17 protein-coding genes are annotated in these 19414 nt (G+C 59.8%); 13 read left to right on the top strand and 4 right to left on the bottom strand.

Annotated elements, in window-relative coordinates:
- The first annotated feature begins 154 nt into the window (after window positions 1-154).
- From VGN12_00775 to VGN12_00765, 3 genes are all read left to right on the top strand, one after another.
- On the top strand, window positions 155-1351 hold the full coding sequence (locus VGN12_00775; GenBank protein HEY4307958.1) for a Gfo/Idh/MocA family oxidoreductase: 1197 nt from the start codon (window positions 155-157) through the stop codon (window positions 1349-1351).
- A gap of 33 nt (window positions 1352-1384) precedes the next feature.
- Window positions 1385-1819, top strand: a complete 435-nt coding sequence (locus tag VGN12_00770) for a (deoxy)nucleoside triphosphate pyrophosphohydrolase (protein HEY4307957.1) — start codon at window positions 1385-1387, stop codon at window positions 1817-1819.
- Window positions 1820-2258: 439 nt separating this feature from the next.
- A complete protein-coding gene (locus tag VGN12_00765) occupies window positions 2259-3461 on the top strand; it encodes a hypothetical protein (protein ID HEY4307956.1) in 1203 nt (400 codons plus the stop codon).
- 52 nt (window positions 3462-3513) lie between these two features.
- Here the strand turns inward: VGN12_00765 and VGN12_00760 are convergent, their stop codons facing one another.
- Window positions 3514-4452, bottom strand: coding sequence for a phosphatidate cytidylyltransferase (locus tag VGN12_00760; protein ID HEY4307955.1), 939 nt, complete (start codon window positions 4450-4452; stop codon window positions 3514-3516).
- Window positions 4449-5138 carry a lysophospholipid acyltransferase family protein gene (locus tag VGN12_00755; protein ID HEY4307954.1) on the bottom strand — a complete coding sequence of 230 codons (690 nt, stop codon included), beginning with the start codon at window positions 5136-5138 and terminating at the stop codon, window positions 4449-4451. The genes VGN12_00760 and VGN12_00755 overlap by 4 nt, the downstream gene beginning before the upstream one ends.
- 232 nt (window positions 5139-5370) lie before the next feature.
- Between VGN12_00755 and VGN12_00750 the strand changes: the two genes are divergently transcribed.
- The gene (locus VGN12_00750) at window positions 5371-6954 is read left to right on the top strand and encodes an aldehyde dehydrogenase (NADP(+)) (protein ID HEY4307953.1); all 1584 of its coding nucleotides are present in this window, start codon (window positions 5371-5373) and stop codon (window positions 6952-6954) included.
- Between the two features lie 4 nt (window positions 6955-6958).
- Here the strand turns inward: VGN12_00750 and VGN12_00745 are convergent, their stop codons facing one another.
- Together VGN12_00745 and VGN12_00740 are read right to left on the bottom strand one after the other, a co-directional pair.
- Window positions 6959-8005, bottom strand: a complete 1047-nt coding sequence (locus VGN12_00745) for a DUF362 domain-containing protein (GenBank protein ID HEY4307952.1) — start codon at window positions 8003-8005, stop codon at window positions 6959-6961.
- 14 nt (window positions 8006-8019) lie between these two features.
- Window positions 8020-8946 (bottom strand): hypothetical protein, encoded by a 927-nt coding sequence (locus tag VGN12_00740; GenBank protein ID HEY4307951.1) that lies wholly within the window; start codon window positions 8944-8946, stop codon window positions 8020-8022.
- 592 nt (window positions 8947-9538) lie between these two features.
- On the opposite strand from VGN12_00740, the gene VGN12_00735 reads away from it, so the two are divergent.
- The 9 genes from VGN12_00735 to VGN12_00695 all read left to right on the top strand — a co-directional run bounded on the left by VGN12_00735 (window position 9539) and on the right by VGN12_00695 (window position 19384).
- A complete protein-coding gene (locus tag VGN12_00735) occupies window positions 9539-9715 on the top strand; it encodes a Flp family type IVb pilin (protein HEY4307950.1) in 177 nt (58 codons plus the stop codon).
- A gap of 545 nt (window positions 9716-10260) precedes the next feature.
- On the top strand, window positions 10261-10818 hold the full coding sequence (locus VGN12_00730; protein HEY4307949.1) for a prepilin peptidase: 558 nt from the start codon (window positions 10261-10263) through the stop codon (window positions 10816-10818).
- Window positions 10819-10949: 131 nt separating this feature from the next.
- Complete coding sequence (locus VGN12_00725) at window positions 10950-11324, top strand: TadE/TadG family type IV pilus assembly protein (GenBank protein ID HEY4307948.1); 375 nt, start codon at window positions 10950-10952, stop codon at window positions 11322-11324.
- A gap of 58 nt (window positions 11325-11382) precedes the next feature.
- Window positions 11383-12447 (top strand): Flp pilus assembly protein CpaB, encoded by a 1065-nt coding sequence (gene cpaB, locus VGN12_00720; protein HEY4307947.1) that lies wholly within the window; start codon window positions 11383-11385, stop codon window positions 12445-12447.
- Between the two features lie 164 nt (window positions 12448-12611).
- Entirely contained in the window at window positions 12612-14459 is a 1848-nt protein-coding gene (locus VGN12_00715; GenBank protein ID HEY4307946.1) for a pilus assembly protein N-terminal domain-containing protein, read from the top strand.
- A gap of 85 nt (window positions 14460-14544) precedes the next feature.
- Window positions 14545-15771, top strand: coding sequence for a response regulator (locus VGN12_00710; protein ID HEY4307945.1), 1227 nt, complete (start codon window positions 14545-14547; stop codon window positions 15769-15771).
- Window positions 15772-16042: 271 nt separating this feature from the next.
- Window positions 16043-17362: a CpaF family protein gene (locus VGN12_00705; protein ID HEY4307944.1), complete on the top strand. Its 1320-nt coding sequence runs from the start codon at window positions 16043-16045 to the stop codon at window positions 17360-17362.
- A gap of 69 nt (window positions 17363-17431) precedes the next feature.
- The gene (locus VGN12_00700; GenBank protein ID HEY4307943.1) at window positions 17432-18403 is read left to right on the top strand and encodes a type II secretion system F family protein; all 972 of its coding nucleotides are present in this window, start codon (window positions 17432-17434) and stop codon (window positions 18401-18403) included.
- A gap of 3 nt (window positions 18404-18406) precedes the next feature.
- Window positions 18407-19384 (top strand): type II secretion system F family protein, encoded by a 978-nt coding sequence (locus VGN12_00695; protein HEY4307942.1) that lies wholly within the window; start codon window positions 18407-18409, stop codon window positions 19382-19384.
- Window positions 19385-19414: the final 30 nt, after the last annotated feature.

Raw genomic sequence — 19414 nt, 5'->3', positions numbered from 1 at the left:
CGCGTCCCAAAACCATACCAGATTGGCTTTTGCCGTGGTTTACCGCTGCGCCACTACAAATGGCTACTGCCCACGGTAAACTGGCGTCGAGCTTTCGCAGCCGCTATCAGGATCAAAGCCGAGCGCCCACGCCCTCGCAGGAGATTTCTCTACGATGTCCACGAATGGTTCTTTGAATCGAAAGTTGCGCATGGCGTTGGTCGGAGGAGGGCAGGGGTCCTTCATCGGACGCGTACATTGCACGGCCGCTGTGCTCGACAACCGCGCGGCGCTCGTTGCCGGCGCGCTTTCCAGCAACGCCGAAAGAGCCAAGGCCTCGGCCGCGGATTACGACATTCCCACCGATCGAGCCTATGGTTCCTATCGCGAACTGATTGATGGCGAAAAGAAGCTGCCGGCGGATCGCCGCATCGATTTCCTGTCGGTCGCGACGCCAAACCATACGCATTTCGAAATCGCCAAGGCGGCCGTCGAGGCCGGTTTCAACGTTATCTGCGACAAGCCGATGACGTTCGACCTCAAACAGGCCGAGGAATTGGCCGAAGTCGTCGACCGTTCGGGCGTGGTCTTCGCGGTGTCGCACAACTACACCGGATACCCTCTCGTACGGCAAGCGCGCGAGATGGTCCTCTCCGGCGAGTTGGGCGAAATCAACGCGGTCCGCTCCAACTACATTCAGGGCTGGCTACGGACACGGATCGAAACCGAATCGCAGAAGCAAGCATCGTGGCGCACCGACCCTTCGAAGAGTGGCGCCGCTGGCTGCTTTGGCGACATCGGCACGCATGCCTATAACCTGGCAAGGTTCGTCACAGGCCTGCTCCCGGAAAGCATTAGTTGCAATCTGAAAACATTTGCCGAAGGGCGTAAGCTCGATGATTACGGCCACGCGGTCGTACGCTTCGAGAACGGCGCGCTCGGAACGGTGACCGCCTCGCAAATCAGTCACGGCCGAGAAAACGACCTGTTTATCGAGGTCGATGGCACCAAGGGCTCGCTCGCGTGGCACCAGGAAGAGCCCAATAAAATGCTCTATCGCCGCAATGGACATCCGCTGAACGTCTACACGCGCAACCCCGGCGCGCCGTACATGAACGCCGCGGGCAACGCTGCCAGCCGATTGCCAGGCGGTCACCCCGAAGCGTTCTTCGAGGCGTTCGCCAATGTCTATCGTTTCGCTTTCGATGACATGGCCCTGCGTGCGGCCGGCCAGGCCTTCGAAAAGCGCAACACCATCTATCCGAACATTAACGATGGCGTCGAAGGGATGTACTTCATCCAGCAATCCGTAGCCAGTAGCGCACAGAATGGCGCCTGGCTGCCGCTGAAACACGCCCGAGCACGACGCTAATCCCAAGGCGTTCCGATAAGTTGCCGGCCACTAATGAGCGAGCAATCGACCAAAACTACCGGCCCTCAAGTGGTGCGCGTCGCTGTCGCCGTCGTCGAACACGCTGGCCAATACCTGATCGGTCAGCGCCCGGCCGGCACGGCACTCGCTGGCTTATGGGAATTTCCCGGCGGTAAACGGCTTCCGGACGAATCCGGGGCCCAGGCCGCGGAGCGTGAAACCGTTGAAGAGACGGGATTGCAAGTCCGCGCCGTGGGCAGCCACGACGTCGTAACCCATGCTTATGACCATGCCACGGTCGAAGTAACATTCGTGGCCTGCCATCCCACAATCCCACTCAGCGAACCGCGCGATCCCTTTCGCTGGGTCCCGGTGGCGGAGCTTGTGAACTATGAGTTCCCCGCGGCGAACGCGACACTCATTCGTAAACTCGTCGATGCGTCGGCCGCTCAGAAATCCCCCGCCTAGCAATCGACCGCGAAAAAAAAAAACTAAAAATCGAATCAGTTACTCGCTAGCACGAAATTGGTCGTTTGCTGACCATCTTTGTTAACAACGCGACGTAATTCGCGGCGAAAACTGGCCTACGCGGCAACGACGCGCCGCAATGCTGTTTCTTCAAGCGCACTCAGTTTTGCATGGACGCAAAAGCGGTATTGGACGAACGCGGAATCTTGAGTAAATTTTGCAAACTTTACAACGCCTGACGGGTGGCGGCGTCTGACGTCCCGCAGCGTCCGATTTGCTGAGTACCGAAGCTGCATAACACCTTCGGTTCGATTCCTCCTCAGGTGCGCTCGACGGCAGCGGATTTCGGCTCGCGATTTGCTTCACGGCCGACAGCCTTGCCAAGACCCAGGGATGTGGCAAGAGCTGCAACCGCAGACAATCTCGAGGAGACTAGAGCATGGATGCTCGCATCGCCCGCGCGGCCATCTTGGTCGCTGCGCTAGTGTCGTTAGGCGCTGGCTACCGCACTCCCAACTTCGTCGTCAATGCTCCGTCGCCGCAGATGGCGGAGCAGATCGGCAAACAAGCCGAGACCTTCCGCCACGATCTGGCGGTTCTTTGGTTAGGAAAGCCCCTGCCGAATTGGGCCCAGCCCTGCCCGATCACCGCACAAGTGGCCGAAAACCTCGGCGCCGGCGGCGCGACCAGCTTCATGTTCGATCACGGCGAAGTGTTCGGCTGGACCATGACGATTCAAGGTTCGCTCGAGCGAATCTTGGATTCGGTCCTACCGCACGAAGTCACGCACACGATTTTCGCCAGCCATTTTCGTCGGCCACTGCCGCGCTGGGCCGACGAGGGAGCTTGCACCACGGTCGAAGATATCAGCGAGCGCACCAAGCAGCAGCAAATGCTGATCACGTTCTTGCGCACCAACCGTGGGATCCCATTTCATTCGATGTTCGCCATGAAGGAATACCCGGCCGACGTCCTTCCGTTATATGCGCAGGGGCATTCGCTGGCGTCCTTCTTGATCCAGCAAGGAGGCCGGCAGAAGTTCTTGAACTTCGTATCGGCAGGCTTGCAAAACGAACAATGGCCGTCGGTCACAAAGCAGCAATACGGCTTCGAGAACCTCGCCGAACTGCAGAATTCGTGGCTAGCCTGGGTGCGCAAGGGAAGCCCGGCGATCAGCGCGCCGAATCCGGCGCCCGATACGCAACTGGCAGCGGCCACCCCGCGCAACCGCCCCGAACCTAACCTGATCTATCGCGGCCAAAGCAGCGATCGCGATGATGACACGGCGCCCGCTCCCCAAAAGACCGTACCGTTAGATAATCTGGCGGGCAATCTCGTTCCGGTTTCGCGTCAGCCGGCCGCGCGTCCTAATGTTGCCGCCCCCGCTCCCGAGATGGCATTAGCGGCAAACACGCCACTTCCGGGGCCAGCCAGTTGGCAGCAGATGGAGGGAGCTTCGGAGCGTGCAAGCTCACCACGTGATCCGTTCCAACGCGGCCCATCGACGGCCGGTGATCGACAGGTGCTTTTAGAATGGGATGCCGCGGCCAACCGATCCGCCGGACCTACTGGCGCTGCACCGGGTTCATCAGGGGCATCGGTCTACACGCCGCGCAATAGTCAGCCGATCGCAGCGCCGTAATCGCTCTCGGTCGAAGCCGGTACCCCGTGGCATGCCGCTGCGATTGATCGCACTACGGCAAGACGTAGCGGGTGACGTGGAAGAAGATCGGCGCGGCGAAGCAGATCGAATCGATGCGGTCCAGCACGCCACCGTGCCCCGTCACCAGCGTGCCATAATCCTGCACCCCTCGGTCGCGCTTGATGGCGGACATGGTCAGCCCGCCGAAAAAGCCCATCGTGGTGATCAGCAGCGACATGCCGGCCGCTTGCAACGGATTGAACGGTGTCGCCCAAAACAGAGCCGCACCGATCAGCGAGCTGCAAGCAACTCCGGCCAGAAAACCTTCCCAGGTGCGATTCGCGCTGATCGCCGGCGCAATGACTCTGCGCCCGACCACGTATTCTGCAGCAAAGTGGAAGGCATCTCCCATCGTCACGACCAGTATAAAGAACAATAGCAGGCTGGCGTTTTGCTCGTTCGGCAGTTTCAGATTCAATAACGCCGGCGCGTAGCTCAAGCAGTACACGCAAATCATCAGTCCAAACTGAATCTTCGCGCAACGTTCCAAGTAGCGTTTGAAGTCGCCCGCCAAGGCCACGCGCACCGGCACGAACAGAAACGCGTAAACCGGAATGAAAATGCTGTAAAGCCCGTACAAGTCCATGCCCACCAGCACATATTGCACAGGTGAGAAAAGAAAAATCCAGAACAGCGCGCGATGATCCGCGATCCGTGTGGGCGTTAGCGTAATGAACTCGCGTAGGGCCCAAAACGACAGCAAGAAGAACATGACCACGGTGGCGACTTTCCCTAAGAGGAAGGCCGCGGCCAGCACCGAGCACATCAACCACCAGGCGCGGATGCGCAGATTGAATTGCTCGATGACGGCCGGATCGAATCGCGGATCGGTCTGGCGTTTGAGGATCTGCCCAACGCCAGTGGCGATCGCCAGCAGCCCGAGCACGCCCAGGACCAACACCCATGTGACCGCGTCATTAATCAGGCTCATAGGTCCTTCAAGCGGCGTACGGCGTTGCGGGCGCGGCGGAGAAATTCCACCTTCGGCTCCTGGTTTTCCAGCCACATCGGAGGGCCGAAAGTGATACAGCTCAACAAGGGGACGGGCAGAAACTCTCCGCGCGGCAACACGCGATTCACGTTGTCGATATGCACCGGCACCAATTCCAGGTCCGGCCGTTTCTTGGCCAGGTAGTACAATCCGCTTTTGAATTCGTCGAGGTCCGAGCCCGTGTTGCGATGTCCTTCGGGAAACACGATCAGTGAATAGCGATCTCCCATGCTTTTCAGCATCAGGTCGACCGGGCTTTGGTGGACTTTGATTTCCTTGCGGTCGATCAACAGCGCGTCGAAGACCTTCATTGCGATCCAGCGGCGCACAAAGCCCTTTTCCCAATAATCCTTGGCCGCGACCGGCCGGGTCAGGTTGCGCACGCGGCGAGGCAACGAGGCCCACAACACCAACACATCCAGGTGGCTGGTGTGATTGGCAAAGTAAACGCGCTGGCATGTATCAGGCTGACAATCGATCCAGCGCACGCTTGCCCCGCTGATCAGGCGCGCGAGCGCCGCCAAAAACGTCCGCGTAGCCTGCGTCTGCAGGTCGACGTTTTCGCTCCAGCCGGCGGCTTTCCCGTCGGCGCTAGAAACAGCGGATTGTGTGTTGCGATGCAGCATGGCGACGATGTCGAATTCTCAGACGATCGCAAAGTCCGCGCGGTTTGTCGAGCGGGTCATGGAGCAGCTCGACGTCAAACGAATCAGGCGGTTGGTGAACTCAGGCCACCCGCGCACGACACCACAGCCTCGGGTGCCTGCGATCACAAGCCCTATATGGTAGGATGTCGCGGATACTACAGTATAGGACGTTTAAATCATCTTTTCGTGCCTCGACGGAGTCCCTCGATTCATGGGCCCGCAATCGATTCTTATTGCCGGAGAATGGCAACCGGCAAACGCCGCATCAACATTCCAGGCTGACAATCCCACCACCGCCAAACCACTTTCCGACGTGTACCCTGTCAGCACATGGCACGATTGTGACGCGGCCCTCGCGGCAGCCGTCGACGCGGCCCGTTCGCTGCGTTCGCTGCCGGTGGAACGGCTGGCCGTGTTCCTCGACCGTTTTGCTGAACGAATCGAAGCACGTGCTGCTGAACTCGTCGAAATGGCACATTCGGAAACGGCTCTCCCACAAAAACCCCGCCTGGCGGACGTCGAACTGCCGCGCACCACGAACCAACTGCGCCAAGCCGCGGCGGCGGCGCGTGAAGGTTCCTGGGCGCTGCCCACGATCGATACGAAGCTGAACATCCGCTCCTGTTATATGCCGCTCGGGCCTGTCGCGGTCTTTGGCCCCAACAATTTTCCGTTCGCCTTCAACAGCGTGGCGGGGGGAGATTTCGCCGCGGCCATTGCCACTGGCAATCCCGTGATCGCCAAGGCGAATACCTCGCATCCGGGCACAACCCGGCTGTTGGCCGAAGAAGCCTTTGCGGCCGTCACGGAAACCGAGCTCCACCCGGCAACGGTGCAATTGCTGTATCGCACGAGCCACGCTGACGGCGAACGACTGGTGGCTGATCCCCGGCTCGGAGCAACAGGCTATACAGGCAGCCGGTCGGCGGGATTGGCACTCAAGCGCGCGGCCGACGCGGCCGGCAAGCCTATCTATCTCGAACTATCGAGCGTCAACCCCGTGCTCGTTCTCAGCGGGGCACTGTCCGAGCGCGGCGATAAAATCGCAGAGGAGTTCGCCTCAAGCTGCTTAATGGGTACCGGGCAGTTTTGCACCAACCCAGGACTCGTCGTACTTCTGGGCGGCCCTGCCACCGAAGAATTCATCGCGAATGTAGCACGACGGTTCGGCGCTGCCCCCGCCGGGACGCTTTTGTCAGCGTCGGTGGCGCGGAATCTGGCCACCAGCGTGCGTGAGTTGGCTAGCGCCGGAGCGGACCTGCTGGTCGGCGGCGTCGCCGACTCCACCGGCGGATATCGTTTCGCGAACACATTACTCAGGGTTTCCGGCGAGCAGTTTCTCGCCGCGCCGGAAAAACTGCAGACCGAAGCGTTTGGAAATGCGTCGCTCGTGGTTGTCGCGCAGAATGCTCGCCAGGCGGCCGCCGTGCTCGACCATCTCGAAGGCAACCTCACCGGTTGCGTTTACTCAGATACGCGCGGCAGCGACGACGCTTTATATGCAGATTTAATCGACCATCTCCGGCCGCGCGTCGGACGGCTGTTAAATGACAAAATGCCGACCGGCGTCGCCGTCAGTTCGGGCATGAACCACGGCGGTCCATATCCCGCGACGGGACATCCAGGCTTTACCGCCGTGGGGATCCCCGCCTCGTTGCGGCGTTTTGCCATGTTGGCCTGCTACGATGGCGTCCGTCCGGCCCGATTGCCCGAATTGCTGCAGGACAAGAATCCCGCGGGCCAACCGTGGCGGCTTGTCGACGGCGCCTGGACGCAAAGCGACGTCAAAGCATAGTGCGTCACGAAACGAGCACGCCACGATTCGCGCGCAGCTCTTGCAGATGGGGCACGTCAAGGATCGTAAATGGCGACGCTACACTTTCCCACGATTCTCCGCGCTGCGGAATATGCGCGACGTCGAGCGGTCCGAGTCGACTTGCTAACTTCAAGTAGCTGATCCGCCGCGGCTCGAGTCCGATAATCCGCGCGCAAGTGGCGTCAACCGCGGTCGGATTCAGTCCCACGGCGATCAGGCCCAGCCGTTTCATGCTTCCCAAGATCGGCCCGTCCCCTTCCATGCACTCGATGCCGTCGACGATCGCGATCGTTCGTGGTAACGACGCATTGATGTCAAACACGGTTTGCGGAATGCCGGCATGGTGCAGCACGTTTTTGGGCCAGCCGTAGGCGATCCCCGGCAGCACGCCGTACATGTTCTTCATCGCAGCGGTCATCCCTACCCAATGGTGCGTTTTCAGCTTGGGCATGGAAACGATTAAATCGGCCTCGGCGACGGTGCTAGGAAACGAGAACGTGGCCAGCTTCGACGCACGGCCACGATTGGCGACCGTCGTAATGTCATCGTAATTGAGGTCGGCAAACTCGATCTGTTCCGAATCGATCGCCGGTCCCACCCCCGATTCGAATAACGCCATTTGGGAGTCGCGAACATGCCCCGGCGCCTCGCCCACCACGACCTCGGCCCCCCAGCGGCGAAATACTTCAGCGGCCGCGATCACCATCGCGGGATGCGTTGTCATGTGCGGTCGAGCGCGCGACGGTTCAACCAGGTTCGGTTTCAGCAGTACGCGGCGACCTTGCAACGATGTCGGCTCCAGTCCGGCGGCCAACAAACCGTCGGTAATCGTGCGGGCCAAAGGGCCATCGTACGTCTGGTGTCTGGCTAGAAAGACCGGTTGCGGCTTGGTCAACGCGCTTCGCACGAGCGGATAAGCGATGACGCCGGCCGTGGCCACGCCCGCCCCTACCAGCAGGGCGCGACGGTCCAGCCGCGGTGCTTGCCCGTTGAAATGCTTATCGCAGTCGATCTTGTCAGTCGAGTCCATCTTCGTCTGTCGAATCACGCGGCCTGATGATTTGTTGAAAAGGCGACTAACGGGCAATCACTGCCCATCGCCGCAAGTGCGAGCAGCGCGAGCTCGAGTGAAGCCCCGCGGCGATATGAACCTTCGACGCAGGCCGACAGCCACTCGTCGGATTGCGCCAGAGTCGTTCTCTGCGCAGCCAAGCCCAGCAGGCCGTAGGCCAGCGATGCCGGAGTGGTCTCGGGTCCCAAGGTTCCTTGCAAGTAGGCGATCGACGCGGCGATTCGCCCTTGTGCGTCTGGGCGACCAGCCAGCGCCAACAATGTCAGTCCCGTCGGTTCGACGTGCGGCAGCAAAGCCTGTCCGAGAACAATCGTATTGCCGTAATTACATCCTCCGGTGGAAAGCAACCGATCGTAAAGCAATCGCGCGGCGTCCCGCGCGCGCGGATGTTCTGCGAGTCCGGCCGCGCGGAGCGCCAAGAGCGCGAGCGCCGATGGCTCGACCCAAGAATGCGTGCCCACGACCCAGGGCCAGCCGGCAATCGATGTGTCGTGCCCCGTGTATTGCGCGTTCGCAGAAGTTTCGCCGGCGATCGTCAGCAGCCATTCGACGGCGCGTCGACTCCCTTCCTGCTCGGCCCAACTCGGCGCGTTCGACGGCGCTGTGCCGATCGACTTGATATTTGTGGCAGAGACAGCGCCGGTCAGTTTCCACGCCAGTACAGCCAGTCCTGTTGGCCAACAGGGCGCTGGCTCATCTTTTCGAATTCCGACGCTACCGTTCGTGTTCTGCAGATCCAGGAGCCAGACCCGCGCGCGTGCTGCGGCTTCGTGACGACCGTACGCAGCTAATGCCAAAGCAGCCCAGGCTGTCGGCTCGGCGGCCGGCGTTGTCCGGGCGCTATAGCGCCAGTCGGTCTGGCATTCCAGGAAATCGAGAGCACGATCGACGGATTTCATTAAAGCCAAGTGAGGGAAGCAAAAGGGCAGGGCACGTACACCCATCATTTGGAGCGGCGCGCAAGCCTACGTCGCAGGCCCTGCGGCGGAGGATTTAGCACTAGCCCTTTACGCAGAAACTCGACCGCCACACGCCAAAAGATCGCGCGAGGATGCGTTAGCCGGGAGTTGGTGACGTTGAAACCGTTACTCCCTGCTCAAATCGCTTTATTTGACTTCCTGAAAACGCAAACTAGGTTTCCAATGCACGGGACGAAAGCGTAAGCCGGAAGCCCGTCCGCGGAATGACATCGCGATCATTCCTGCGTTCCCATCTGAATGGATACTCATCCGAAAAAGAATGATTCTGCACTGACCGGAAGGAGCGCAGCACGGTCCATTATCCGCAATCCTTTGTGCCGAGGGGCACGACGGCTTTCGACGATGGATCATCGCGTCGCGTTGAGATTTCGATCGAACCGTATTTGAACTCGCGTTCGATCGCAATCAACCAGCGTGCAAAAACTAACCACCCTTGGATTGCAAACGGTCTGTCCCAATTTTGGCCCGACGCGTGGTCGTGCCAGGGCGACCCCAGGAACGGAGGATTCCCATGACGACGCTCGCATTGAAGGTACAACGTTTCCTCAAGTCCGAAGACGGCCCAACCGCTGTGGAATACGCGGTGATGCTCGCATTGATTGTGATCGTCTGCTTGGCAGCGATTCAATCGATCGGCACGAATGCCAATACGACGTTCAATAGCGTCGCGACGAAGCTCGGCTCGTAATCGACCGCGGTATTGGACAATCGTTCGCACGACCGTCTATTACCTGTTTGCACGCTACACCCCTGGAATTCGCCCTCCGCGAATTCCAGGGGTTCTTTTTTGACCTAAGGTTTTCCTAGGGACCTTCGAAACCGTTCCGAGACATCGCCATGTATCCTGGCATTCCGTTCGACTACGTTTGTGCCGGCGCAGAAGCACTGTCAGCCCTGATTGGCATCGTCATGGCCACGGTGTACATGCTGTTCTTCATGCGCGGCTAAGACAGCCGACTCATGCTGACCGCGGCGGATTTGTCTTGCAGTCGCCAGACGATGTCGCGGTCCAGATGCGGCGATCGGGCGCCGCGCCCCTCTTTCGAGACGTGTTTCTTGTCTCGTATCCCACCACTCGTTTTTTGACATAAGTTTGAATTGACTGATCTCTGCGCACTTTTGTCACAGGACAGGCGTTCGCATCAACAGACTGGTGCATGTACCGCTCGCCTGGGCAACCGCGCAAACAAGACATCGCCCCTCTCGCACATCGGAGATTGAGCCGTGACGGATATGGAAGCTTTGCGAACTGCCCTCATCGCAAACTGGCCCATTTGGGTCGTTACCTTCTTGCTCGTAACCGCCGCGATTATCGACGGCTGGATGTTGAAAGTTCCCAACTGGCTGACCTTCCCCATGATCATGGCCGGCTGGATCTACAGCACCGTGTTCTTCGGTTGGGAAGGTCTGGGCTGGAGCCTGGCCGGAACGGCTGCCGGACTGGCGCTGCTCATGCCGTTGTACGCGATCGGCGGCATGGGAGCTGGGGACGTCAAGCTGCTAGCCGGCGTCGGCGCCTGGGTTGGTGCCAGCACCACGTTCTACGCGTTCTGCCTCTCGGCCGTGGTGGGTGCGATCATTGCCATCTTGATGGTTCTGATCCGTCGCGATTGGAGCAAGCACCACATGCAATTCTGGATGATTTTCAACGAGATCTTCACGGTCCGCGATCCCAATCAATTGTCGACGATTGCCGCCGAGCGCAAGAGCAGCATGCTGCTTCTGCCGTACGGAATTCCGATTGCCATCGGCACGATCATGTACTTTGCGTGGGAGGGGATGCTGCTATGAACGACCACCAAGAAATGCCAGCGTTGCTTCTAGGCGAGCCAGATTGTCAAACGAGAAATCGATCGCCGCGCAGGCTTAAGCTGGAGAAGCTCTGCCGGTTATGCCGAAAAAAGCGACGAGGGTCCGCTGTCGTGGAATTTGCGATCGTGGCCCCTGTATTTTTCGCATTCACTTTGGGCATGATCGAGGTCGGTCGCGGAGTCATGGTGCAGCAAATTCTCACAACCGCATCGCGTGAAGGAGCGCGCCAAGCCGTGCTCGATGGCGCAACGGAAAGCGCGGTCACGACTTTCGTCAAAAACTACCTAACGACTGCTGCCGTCGTTGCGGGGAGTACCAGCGTCACCTTCACGCCGGATCTGCCGACCGCAGCGGGATATACCGGACCGGTCACCGTTAAGGTTACCGTACCTTTCAGTCAAGTGAGCTGGTCACCATCGCCAATCTTCCTTAAAGGCGCGACGTTGACCGCTAGCACAACTATGCAGCGCGAGGGCATCCAGTGATGGTGCTGCGCCTCGGTAGCGAGCGCGCGGCCGGCAACATGAGTGGCTTGGGGGATTCATGCGTCCGAAATCGTTGATACTTCTGGTCCTGGCCTTGGGCTGCGGGCTGGTGGCCGCCATTGGCATCAATCAGGTGCTGGCGAACCGCCCCGTAGAACAGGCTGCCGATACCGGAGAAACCGTACCGATTTTCGTTGCTCTCGTCGACATCGGCCTGGGAGATCCCCTGACGCCGCAGGTGCTGAAGCTCGAAGAATGGCCGAAGATGAAGGTGCCACCAGGCGCCCTGTTGCACCTCGAAGATGTCGAGGGACGTCGCGCCCGCACTAAATTCTACGGCGGCGAACCGATCATCGAAGCCAAGCTATTTGCCAAAGGAGACCAGGCGTCGGGCGCCACGGACCTGATCCCCAAGGGCTATCGAGTCGTGTCGGTCAAAGTCGACGATGTCAGTGGCAGCGGCCTGATTCTGCCCGGCGATCGAGTGGATGCACTTGTGCATCTGACTGATCATGGCGGGATCGCGTCCGAAGGGAATCGCTCGAGCACGCACACGTTCTTGCACAACGTCAAAGTCTTTGCTGTCAACAACGTTTACAGCCGCGAAGCGAATGGCACCGAGGCCATCACGGCCAAGACCATCTCGCTGCTGGTGACCCCGCAGCAAGCCGAACTGGTAACACTCGCCAACGAGATGGGCAAGATTCGCCTCGTAATGCGTAGCGCCGACGACGAATCGCAAGACGAGACCGCCGGAGTAACGCAAAGCGAGCTGTTCAAAGGGGGCGACAATACGCTCGCGCAAAAGCCGGCCGCTCCTGCTGCCGAGAGCCTCTTGAAGATGCTTGAACCGGCGAAGAAACCGGAACCCGTCGAGCCGGATCCGCCCGTGCAAACCACTTGGAAGATGGTGGTGATCAAGGGGGACGCTGTCGAAGAGGTCGAGTTCGAGGACGGCGATCGCGTCGGCGGCGCCGTGCAGGTTCGCCAGGTCAACGGGCCGAACGATGCTGCAGGCGGAGCCACGCCAGCCACGTTGCCGCTCGTCGGGACGCCGGACACACCGACAACGCTCCCGACCGAGATTCCGCCTTACACGCCAGCAGCCGGTGACGGCCCCTAAGCAAGGAAACTAATTACTAAACTCTGTCCCAGGACCTCCACAACCTGGGGCACAAAAACGATTCGACATCCCGACGTGACTCGGCAAAGGCTATCCGCTGATCAAGGATGACAGCGATACCAGGGAAGGGCGCCGAGCCACGATAGCAGCAAGGAAGTTCACGGATGAGTATTCAGCCTCAAGGACGAGGTCTGTCGCGACTCCGCCGGAAAGCGCACCAAGCGCTGACCGTGGCTACGATCGTCGCGCTACTGCTGCCACCGGCGCCGCAACGGGCGTTTGCGCAGGACCCTTCGGCCATCGCGGCGCAAGCGATCGTTTATAAGGTGCAGGGGTCCAACGAGCGTCTGGAAATGGTGATCAATTCCAGCCGCATCCTGACCATGGACCAGAAGGTCCCGCAAGTGCAGGCCGCGAATCCTGACTTGGTCGAGTTGACGCCACTCTCAGCGACCCAGGTTCAACTGCTGGCTAAAAAGACCGGCGTAACGCAGGTCAACCTATGGGACGAGGAGCAAAAGGTTCACACGATCGACGTGATCATCTATCCAGATGCTCGCGAACTTTCGATGCTCTTGCAGGCGCAGTTTCCCACCACGGCCCTACGCGTGGTTCCGACCGCCAACAGTGTGATTCTCTCGGGACACGTTGACGACCCGAACCAAATCAGCCGCATCGTGCAGATCGCCGAGGACTACTACCCCAAGGTTATTAACAACATCACGATCGCCGGCGTTCAGCAGGTGCTGCTGAAGGTGAAGGTGATGGAAGTTTCTCGAACGAAGCTGCGCAAGATGGGTTTTGACTTCCGCGCACAGTCGGGACAAAGCTTCTTTCAATCTGCCATCAGCCAGCTCCTATTTACCAATCCTGGTGCTTACACCGGCTTAGCACCGGGCCCAGGCGTGCTGGCCAGTGCGTCGGCGGACAATCTGCATCTCAGCTTCGGCATCGTTAATCCCAATAGCGCCTTCCTCGGATTCTTGGACGCCTTAGAGCAGCAGCAGTTGGCGACGATCTTGGCCGAACCGAATCTCACGGCCTACAGCGGACGCCCGGCTAGCTTTTCCTCGGGCGGCCAGTTCCCCGTGCCCGTTCCGCAAAGCTTAGGCACGATCTCGGTCCAGTGGAAAACGTACGGCACGCAAGTCGACTTCGTGCCGATCGTCTTGGGCAACGGCGCCATCCGCCTCGAGGTCTATCCGCGCGTCACCGAAATCGACGACACCCATTCGGCCGTGATCAACGGCCAAACAGTGCCTGCGCTCAAAATTCGCGAAGCCAATACCGGTGTCGAAATGCGGGCAGGGCAAACACTAGCACTGGCGGGATTGATCCAAAATCGGCGCATCTATACCAAGCGATCTGTGCCCTGGTTGGGCGAACTGCCGTATGTCGGCGCCTTGTTCCGCAACGTGACCGGAACCGACGAAGAGATCGAGCTCTTGCTGATGGTCACACCGCAACTGGTCGAAGCCCTCGATCCGTGCGACGTGCCGCCCGACGGCCCTGGCACCGCCACGTCCAGCCCCACCGACACGCAACTTTATTTGAAGGGACACATCGAAGTGCCGCGGTGTCCTGGCGATGACGCCTGTCGCCCGTCATTGTCACCTGGATCTCTCTTTGAATTCTCGCGGCCCATGGGCGGAAATCCCGGAGCCGAGCCCTCGGCCGAAGGGGTCGCACCGCAGGGCGAAGTGGTCGATCCGCCGACACCCGAGCCCCCACTGTCGACCACGCACCGCGGCACGATTCTGCGGTCGCCCCCCACGGCGTCCGCCCGGCCGGAACGCGTCGTGCAAGACGCCCCCAAGGCGCCTCCCCCGGTGGCACGAAAACCCGCGGCACGTCCACCGGCAGCCGACGAGGCGGTGGGACCAGCCCTCGAAAATCGTGCTGTCTCGTACAGTCCGAACAATCGTTCGTCGCGGAATGTCACGGCGCAACGTGCCTCGGCGCAATCTCCGCCGGGAATCGTCGGGCCCGTTGGTTATGACGTAAAAAATTAGGGCGAGCGAGTGTATCCCGACGGTCCGGGAGGAGGATCGCGGTTCGCCCTTAGAAGGTACGACCACCGGCGCGACATTCACAACTATGGCCAATGTGCTCCGCTTAGCCGTCGTCGATCCAGTCGACGCCACGCGCGACGCTATCAAGTCGATGCTGCTGGGGCTCGACCTCGTTTGGCTCGAGGCGGAATGCTCGCGCTATGAGTTTTTCGCAGACGTGGTGCTGCAAACGCATCCGGATATCGCCCTGGTCTCGCTCGATCAGGACCATGAGAAGGCCTTACGGCTGATCTCCCGGCTCAGCGAAGAGACGCCCGAGTGCAGCATCCTGGTCGTCAGCAGCTCGACCGATGGCAGCCTGATTCTGAAGGCCATGCGGGCCGGCGCCAAAGAGTTCTTGACCCGCCCGGTAAAGATCGAGGACTTACTCGAAGCCCTTGGCCGGATCAGCGAGAAGCGTTTTGGTCGCGGCGAGTCGAAGGCGCGCCATAGCACGATCATCGCGATTGCCGGCGCCACAGGCGGAGTCGGCTCGACGAGCCTGGCGGTGAACCTCGGCTGCGCCTTGGCGGCGAATGAGAAGAACTCCGCCGCGGTCGTCGACCTCGACTTGTGCCTGGGCGATGCGGACGTTTTGCTGGATACGATTCCGGATTACACCCTGTTGGACGTCGCCCAGAATATCACGCGGCTCGATTTTGCCCTGCTCAAACGCTCGCTGACCAAGCATTCGTCAGGGCTCTTCCTGCTCCCCAGGCCCGTGCAGATGGAAGACATCTCGCAAATCGCGCCGGATGACTTGCAACGCGTGATCGGGCTTTTGAAGGCCACCTTCACGCATCTGGTTCTCGATCTGTCGAAGTCGTACAACGAACTGGACCAGGTGGCGCTACAGATGGCGGACCAGGTTCTTCTGGTGACGCAGCTTGATCTGCCCTGCCTGCGGAATGTGGTGCGATTGATGACCACCTTCCAGTCCAATCAAGGTATGGCCGACAAGGTCAAGATCGTGCTCAACCGGGTCGGGCTCGACTGCGGGCACATCAGCTTGAAAAAAGCGCAAGAGACCATCGGCCGGGAAATCTTCTGGCAAATACCCAACGACTATCGAACGATGATCGAAGTCCGCAACAACGGCGTGCCGTTGATCGAGCAAGCTCCCAAGGCCGCGGTCACGCAATCGATCGTCAATCTGGCCGCGGCGCTGACCGGCACAGCTCGCCCAGAAGGTGAGGCCGGCGACGGTAGCCGCGCGGCCATCACACGGCTGTTCAACTTCTGGCCGAAGAACGGGCCGACTACGACCAAGTAGCGATTAGTCCGCACCGGTCGGGCCGTGCGCATCGCGCCTCGCGATAAGGCCTATTCTGCTCGTCAGCACTCTACAGCGGCAGGGCATACCTATTGGGGGCATTTACCCCAACGGCTCGCGTCAAAGCATGGGAATTCGGCCCACGGGCTGTCGCGTGCGTGAGCTATCCTTTTAGGGACGATTTTCCAGCGTCCTGCTCCCCGTGCGGTTTTCGCGCGGACGGGCCCTATCAGCCGACGATGCGAACGCGATACGAAAGACAGCAAGCCCCATGGCCAAAACTCCCCTGACGACCACCCGCGAAAAAACGCAAGACAACGACTTCGAAGAGCTCAAACGGCGTATCCACGGCAAACTGGTCGACAAGCTCGACCTGACACGGGTCGGCGACCTGGCCGGCGATGTGCTGCGTCGCGAGATTCGGCTGGTCGTCGAACACCTCTGCGATACCGAAGACACGCTGCTGAATCGCGCCGAGCGTGAACGGCTGGTCGACGAGGTACTCGATGAAACGTTCGGTCTTGGTCCGCTGGAGCTGTTGCTCAAGGATCCCACGATCAGCGATATCCTGATCAATGGGCCGAAGAATATCTATTGCGAGCGCAAGGGAAAGATGGAAAAAACCTCCGTCACCTTTCGCGACAACAATCACTTGATGCAAATTATCGATCGCATCGTCTCGAAAGTCGGGCGGCGCGTCGACGAAGTCTGCCCGATGGTCGATGCGCGTCTCCCGGATGGTTCGCGCGTTAATGCGATCATTCCTCCCTTGGCCTTGGACGGCGCCGCCGTGTCCATTCGCCGTTTCGGTGCCAATCCGCTAAAGCTTGAAGACCTGCTCAACTACAAGGCGTTCACCCCCGAGATGGTGATGCTGCTCGAGGGAGCGATCAAGGCTCGCTTGAACATTGTCATCTCCGGCGGCACCGGCTCGGGCAAGACGACGCTGCTGAATACGCTGTCGAGCTTTATTTCCAATACGGACCGCATCGTCACGATCGAGGACGCGGCCGAATTGCAATTGCAGCAGGATCACGTCGTGCGTCTGGAAACCCGTCCGCCGAATATCGAAGGCAAAGGCGCGATCACGGCCACGGACCTGGTGAAAAACGCTCTCCGTATGCGGCCCGAACGAATCATCATCGGCGAATGCCGCGGTGCCGAGACGCTCGACATGCTACAAGCCATGAACACCGGTCACGAAGGATCGCTGACCACGATTCACGCCAATAATCCGCGCGACGCCGTGGCTCGTATCGAGACCATGATCACGATGGCCGGCTTCGAGCTGCCGCTAAAGGCCATGCGGCAGCAGGTATCGAGCGCCATCGACCTGATTATTCAAGCCAACCGCTTGCAGGGAGGGCCGCGCAAAATCACGCACATCACCGAAATCCTCGGGATGGAGCAAGACACGATCGTCATGCAGGACATTTACCATTACATCAAAGATGGCATCGACGAAAACGGTCGCGCCCGTGGACGATTCGTGTCGACGGGCATCCGACCGGCATTCATGGAAAAACTCGAAGCCGCCGGCGTGCGATTACCGGCCAGCGCCTTCCGCCAACGCGTGATGTTAGAGGATTAACCGCGATCGCAAACGGCCAACACGACCAATCCCATCGAGTACCGTCTCCCCGCTTAGCGTGAATTAGCTATGACGCCAACACTCATGATTTCGATCGCCGCGTTCGTCGGTGTGGCCGCTTTCGTCGGCTGCATCGCGATGTTCTGGCGCGAGAAGAACGATAAGGGAATCGAGCAAAGGCTCGACGTCCTCACGGGCGTAAGCTCGGCGAGCAGCGTTAAGGACAATTTGCTCAAAGGGAGCGTGCTGGCGGCGCCACTCAATGCAACCCCTAGCATCCTCGAAGGGATCGTCGCTCGTTATCACAACCTGGGCTTACTTTTCGAACAGGCCGATACGACTCTAACCCCTTCGCGTTTCTTCGGCATTTCCGCGGGCCTGGCCGTTTTGGGCGCCGTGGCGTCGGTCGTGGCGGGCTTCCCCGCCCCCCTTACGCCGCTGGGGGCACTGGCGATGGCGACGTTGCCGGTGCTGTGGCTGATGTTTCGTCGTAGCAGACGCATGAAAGCCTTTGCCGTTCAGTTGCCCGATGCGCTGGAATTGACTGCCCGCGCGCTGCGCGCGGGCCACAGCCTGGCCTCGGGCTTCAACCTGGTGCGCGAAGAAATGGCAGCGCCCATCGGCAAGGAATTTGGTCGCGTCTTCGAAGAGCAAAACCTCGGCGTCTCGATGGACGATTCGCTGACAAGCCTGACACGACGCGTTCCCAACCTCGACTTGAAGTTCTTCGCCACGGCCATCGTCTTGCAGAAACAGACGGGCGGTGACCTGGCGGAGATTCTCGACAAGATCGGTTACATCATCCGCGAGCGTTTCAAGATTTGGGGTCAGGTGCAGGCTCTGACCGGTGAAGGCCGCCTGTCCGGCATCGTCCTGTTGGCCTTGCCACCAGTGTTGTTTCTGGCGGTGTACCGGCTGAATCCCGACTACGTCATGATGCTGTTCACGGACACGATGGGAAAGAAAATGCTCGCCGGAGCCGTCGTCATGCAGGTGTTGGGCGCGCTTGTGATCCGGAAAATTATCAATATCAAGGTGTAATCCGTGATTCTCGCCAACCTGATCGACTTCACTCAGATTCTGCCGCTGGCGGTGTTTGGCCTGTTTGCTGTGGCCGCCTGGTGGTTATTGGATTTGCTTGCCACGGGTCGCCCCCGTGCCATGCAGCGGCTGGATGAATTGAAGAATCCTGCTCTGCGCCGTCGCGAGGCCGCGTCGGTGACCAAAAAGCAAGACGCGATGACCAAGGTGCTCGAGGCCGCGTCGCCTGCCTTGGCCGCGCCGCTGCAGCCGAAAAGCGAGCTCGAAGCCAGCAAAATAAAGATGAAGCTTTCCAACGGCGGCTTCCGTGGCGAGTCGGCAACAACCATCTTCCTCGGCTTCAAATTCTTGGGGCTGATCGTCGGCCTGTTTGGCTCGGGCGCCGCGATGGCCGTAAGGGGAGATTTTAGCCAGAAGTCGACCATGATCACGCTGCTCATCACCGGCTTCCTCTTCTATCTGCCGGACCTGGTTCTGAAACTCATCATCAGCAAGCGCAAAGAAGCAATCTTCCTGGGCCTTCCGGATGCTCTGGATCTGATGGTCGTCTGCGTCGAGGCCGGATTGGGATTGGATCAGGCCATGCGAAAAGTCTCGGACGAGATGAAGCGCATTTATCGCATCATCTCTGAAGAGTTCGCGCTTTCGAATTTTCAACTGCAGGTCGGCAAGTCGCGAACCGAGGTATTGCACGAGCTTGGCGTGCGGACCGGTGTCGATGATCTGCGCAGTCTGTCATCGATTTTGATCCAAGCCGACAAGTTCGGTTCCAGCATCGCGCAGGCGCTGCGCGTGCAAAGCGACTCGATGCGTACGCGCCGCCGGCAGTTGGCCGAAGAAAAAGCTGCCAAAACCGCTGTTAAGCTGATTTTTCCGCTGGTGATCTTCATCTTTCCGGGCATTTTCGTCGTGCTTGTCGGACCGGCTGCTATCACGATGGTCCGCGAAATGTTCCCGATCATGAATGGCAGCGGGCTCTAGCGAATCTGCGCAAGGCAGGACGCGCAAGTC

Source organism: Pirellulales bacterium (assembly GCA_036499395.1).
Taxonomy (GTDB): Bacteria; Planctomycetota; Planctomycetia; order Pirellulales; family JACPPG01; genus JACPPG01.
The sequence above is the reverse complement of the archived record's forward strand: the minus strand, read 5'-3'. Positions and strand labels throughout refer to the sequence as shown.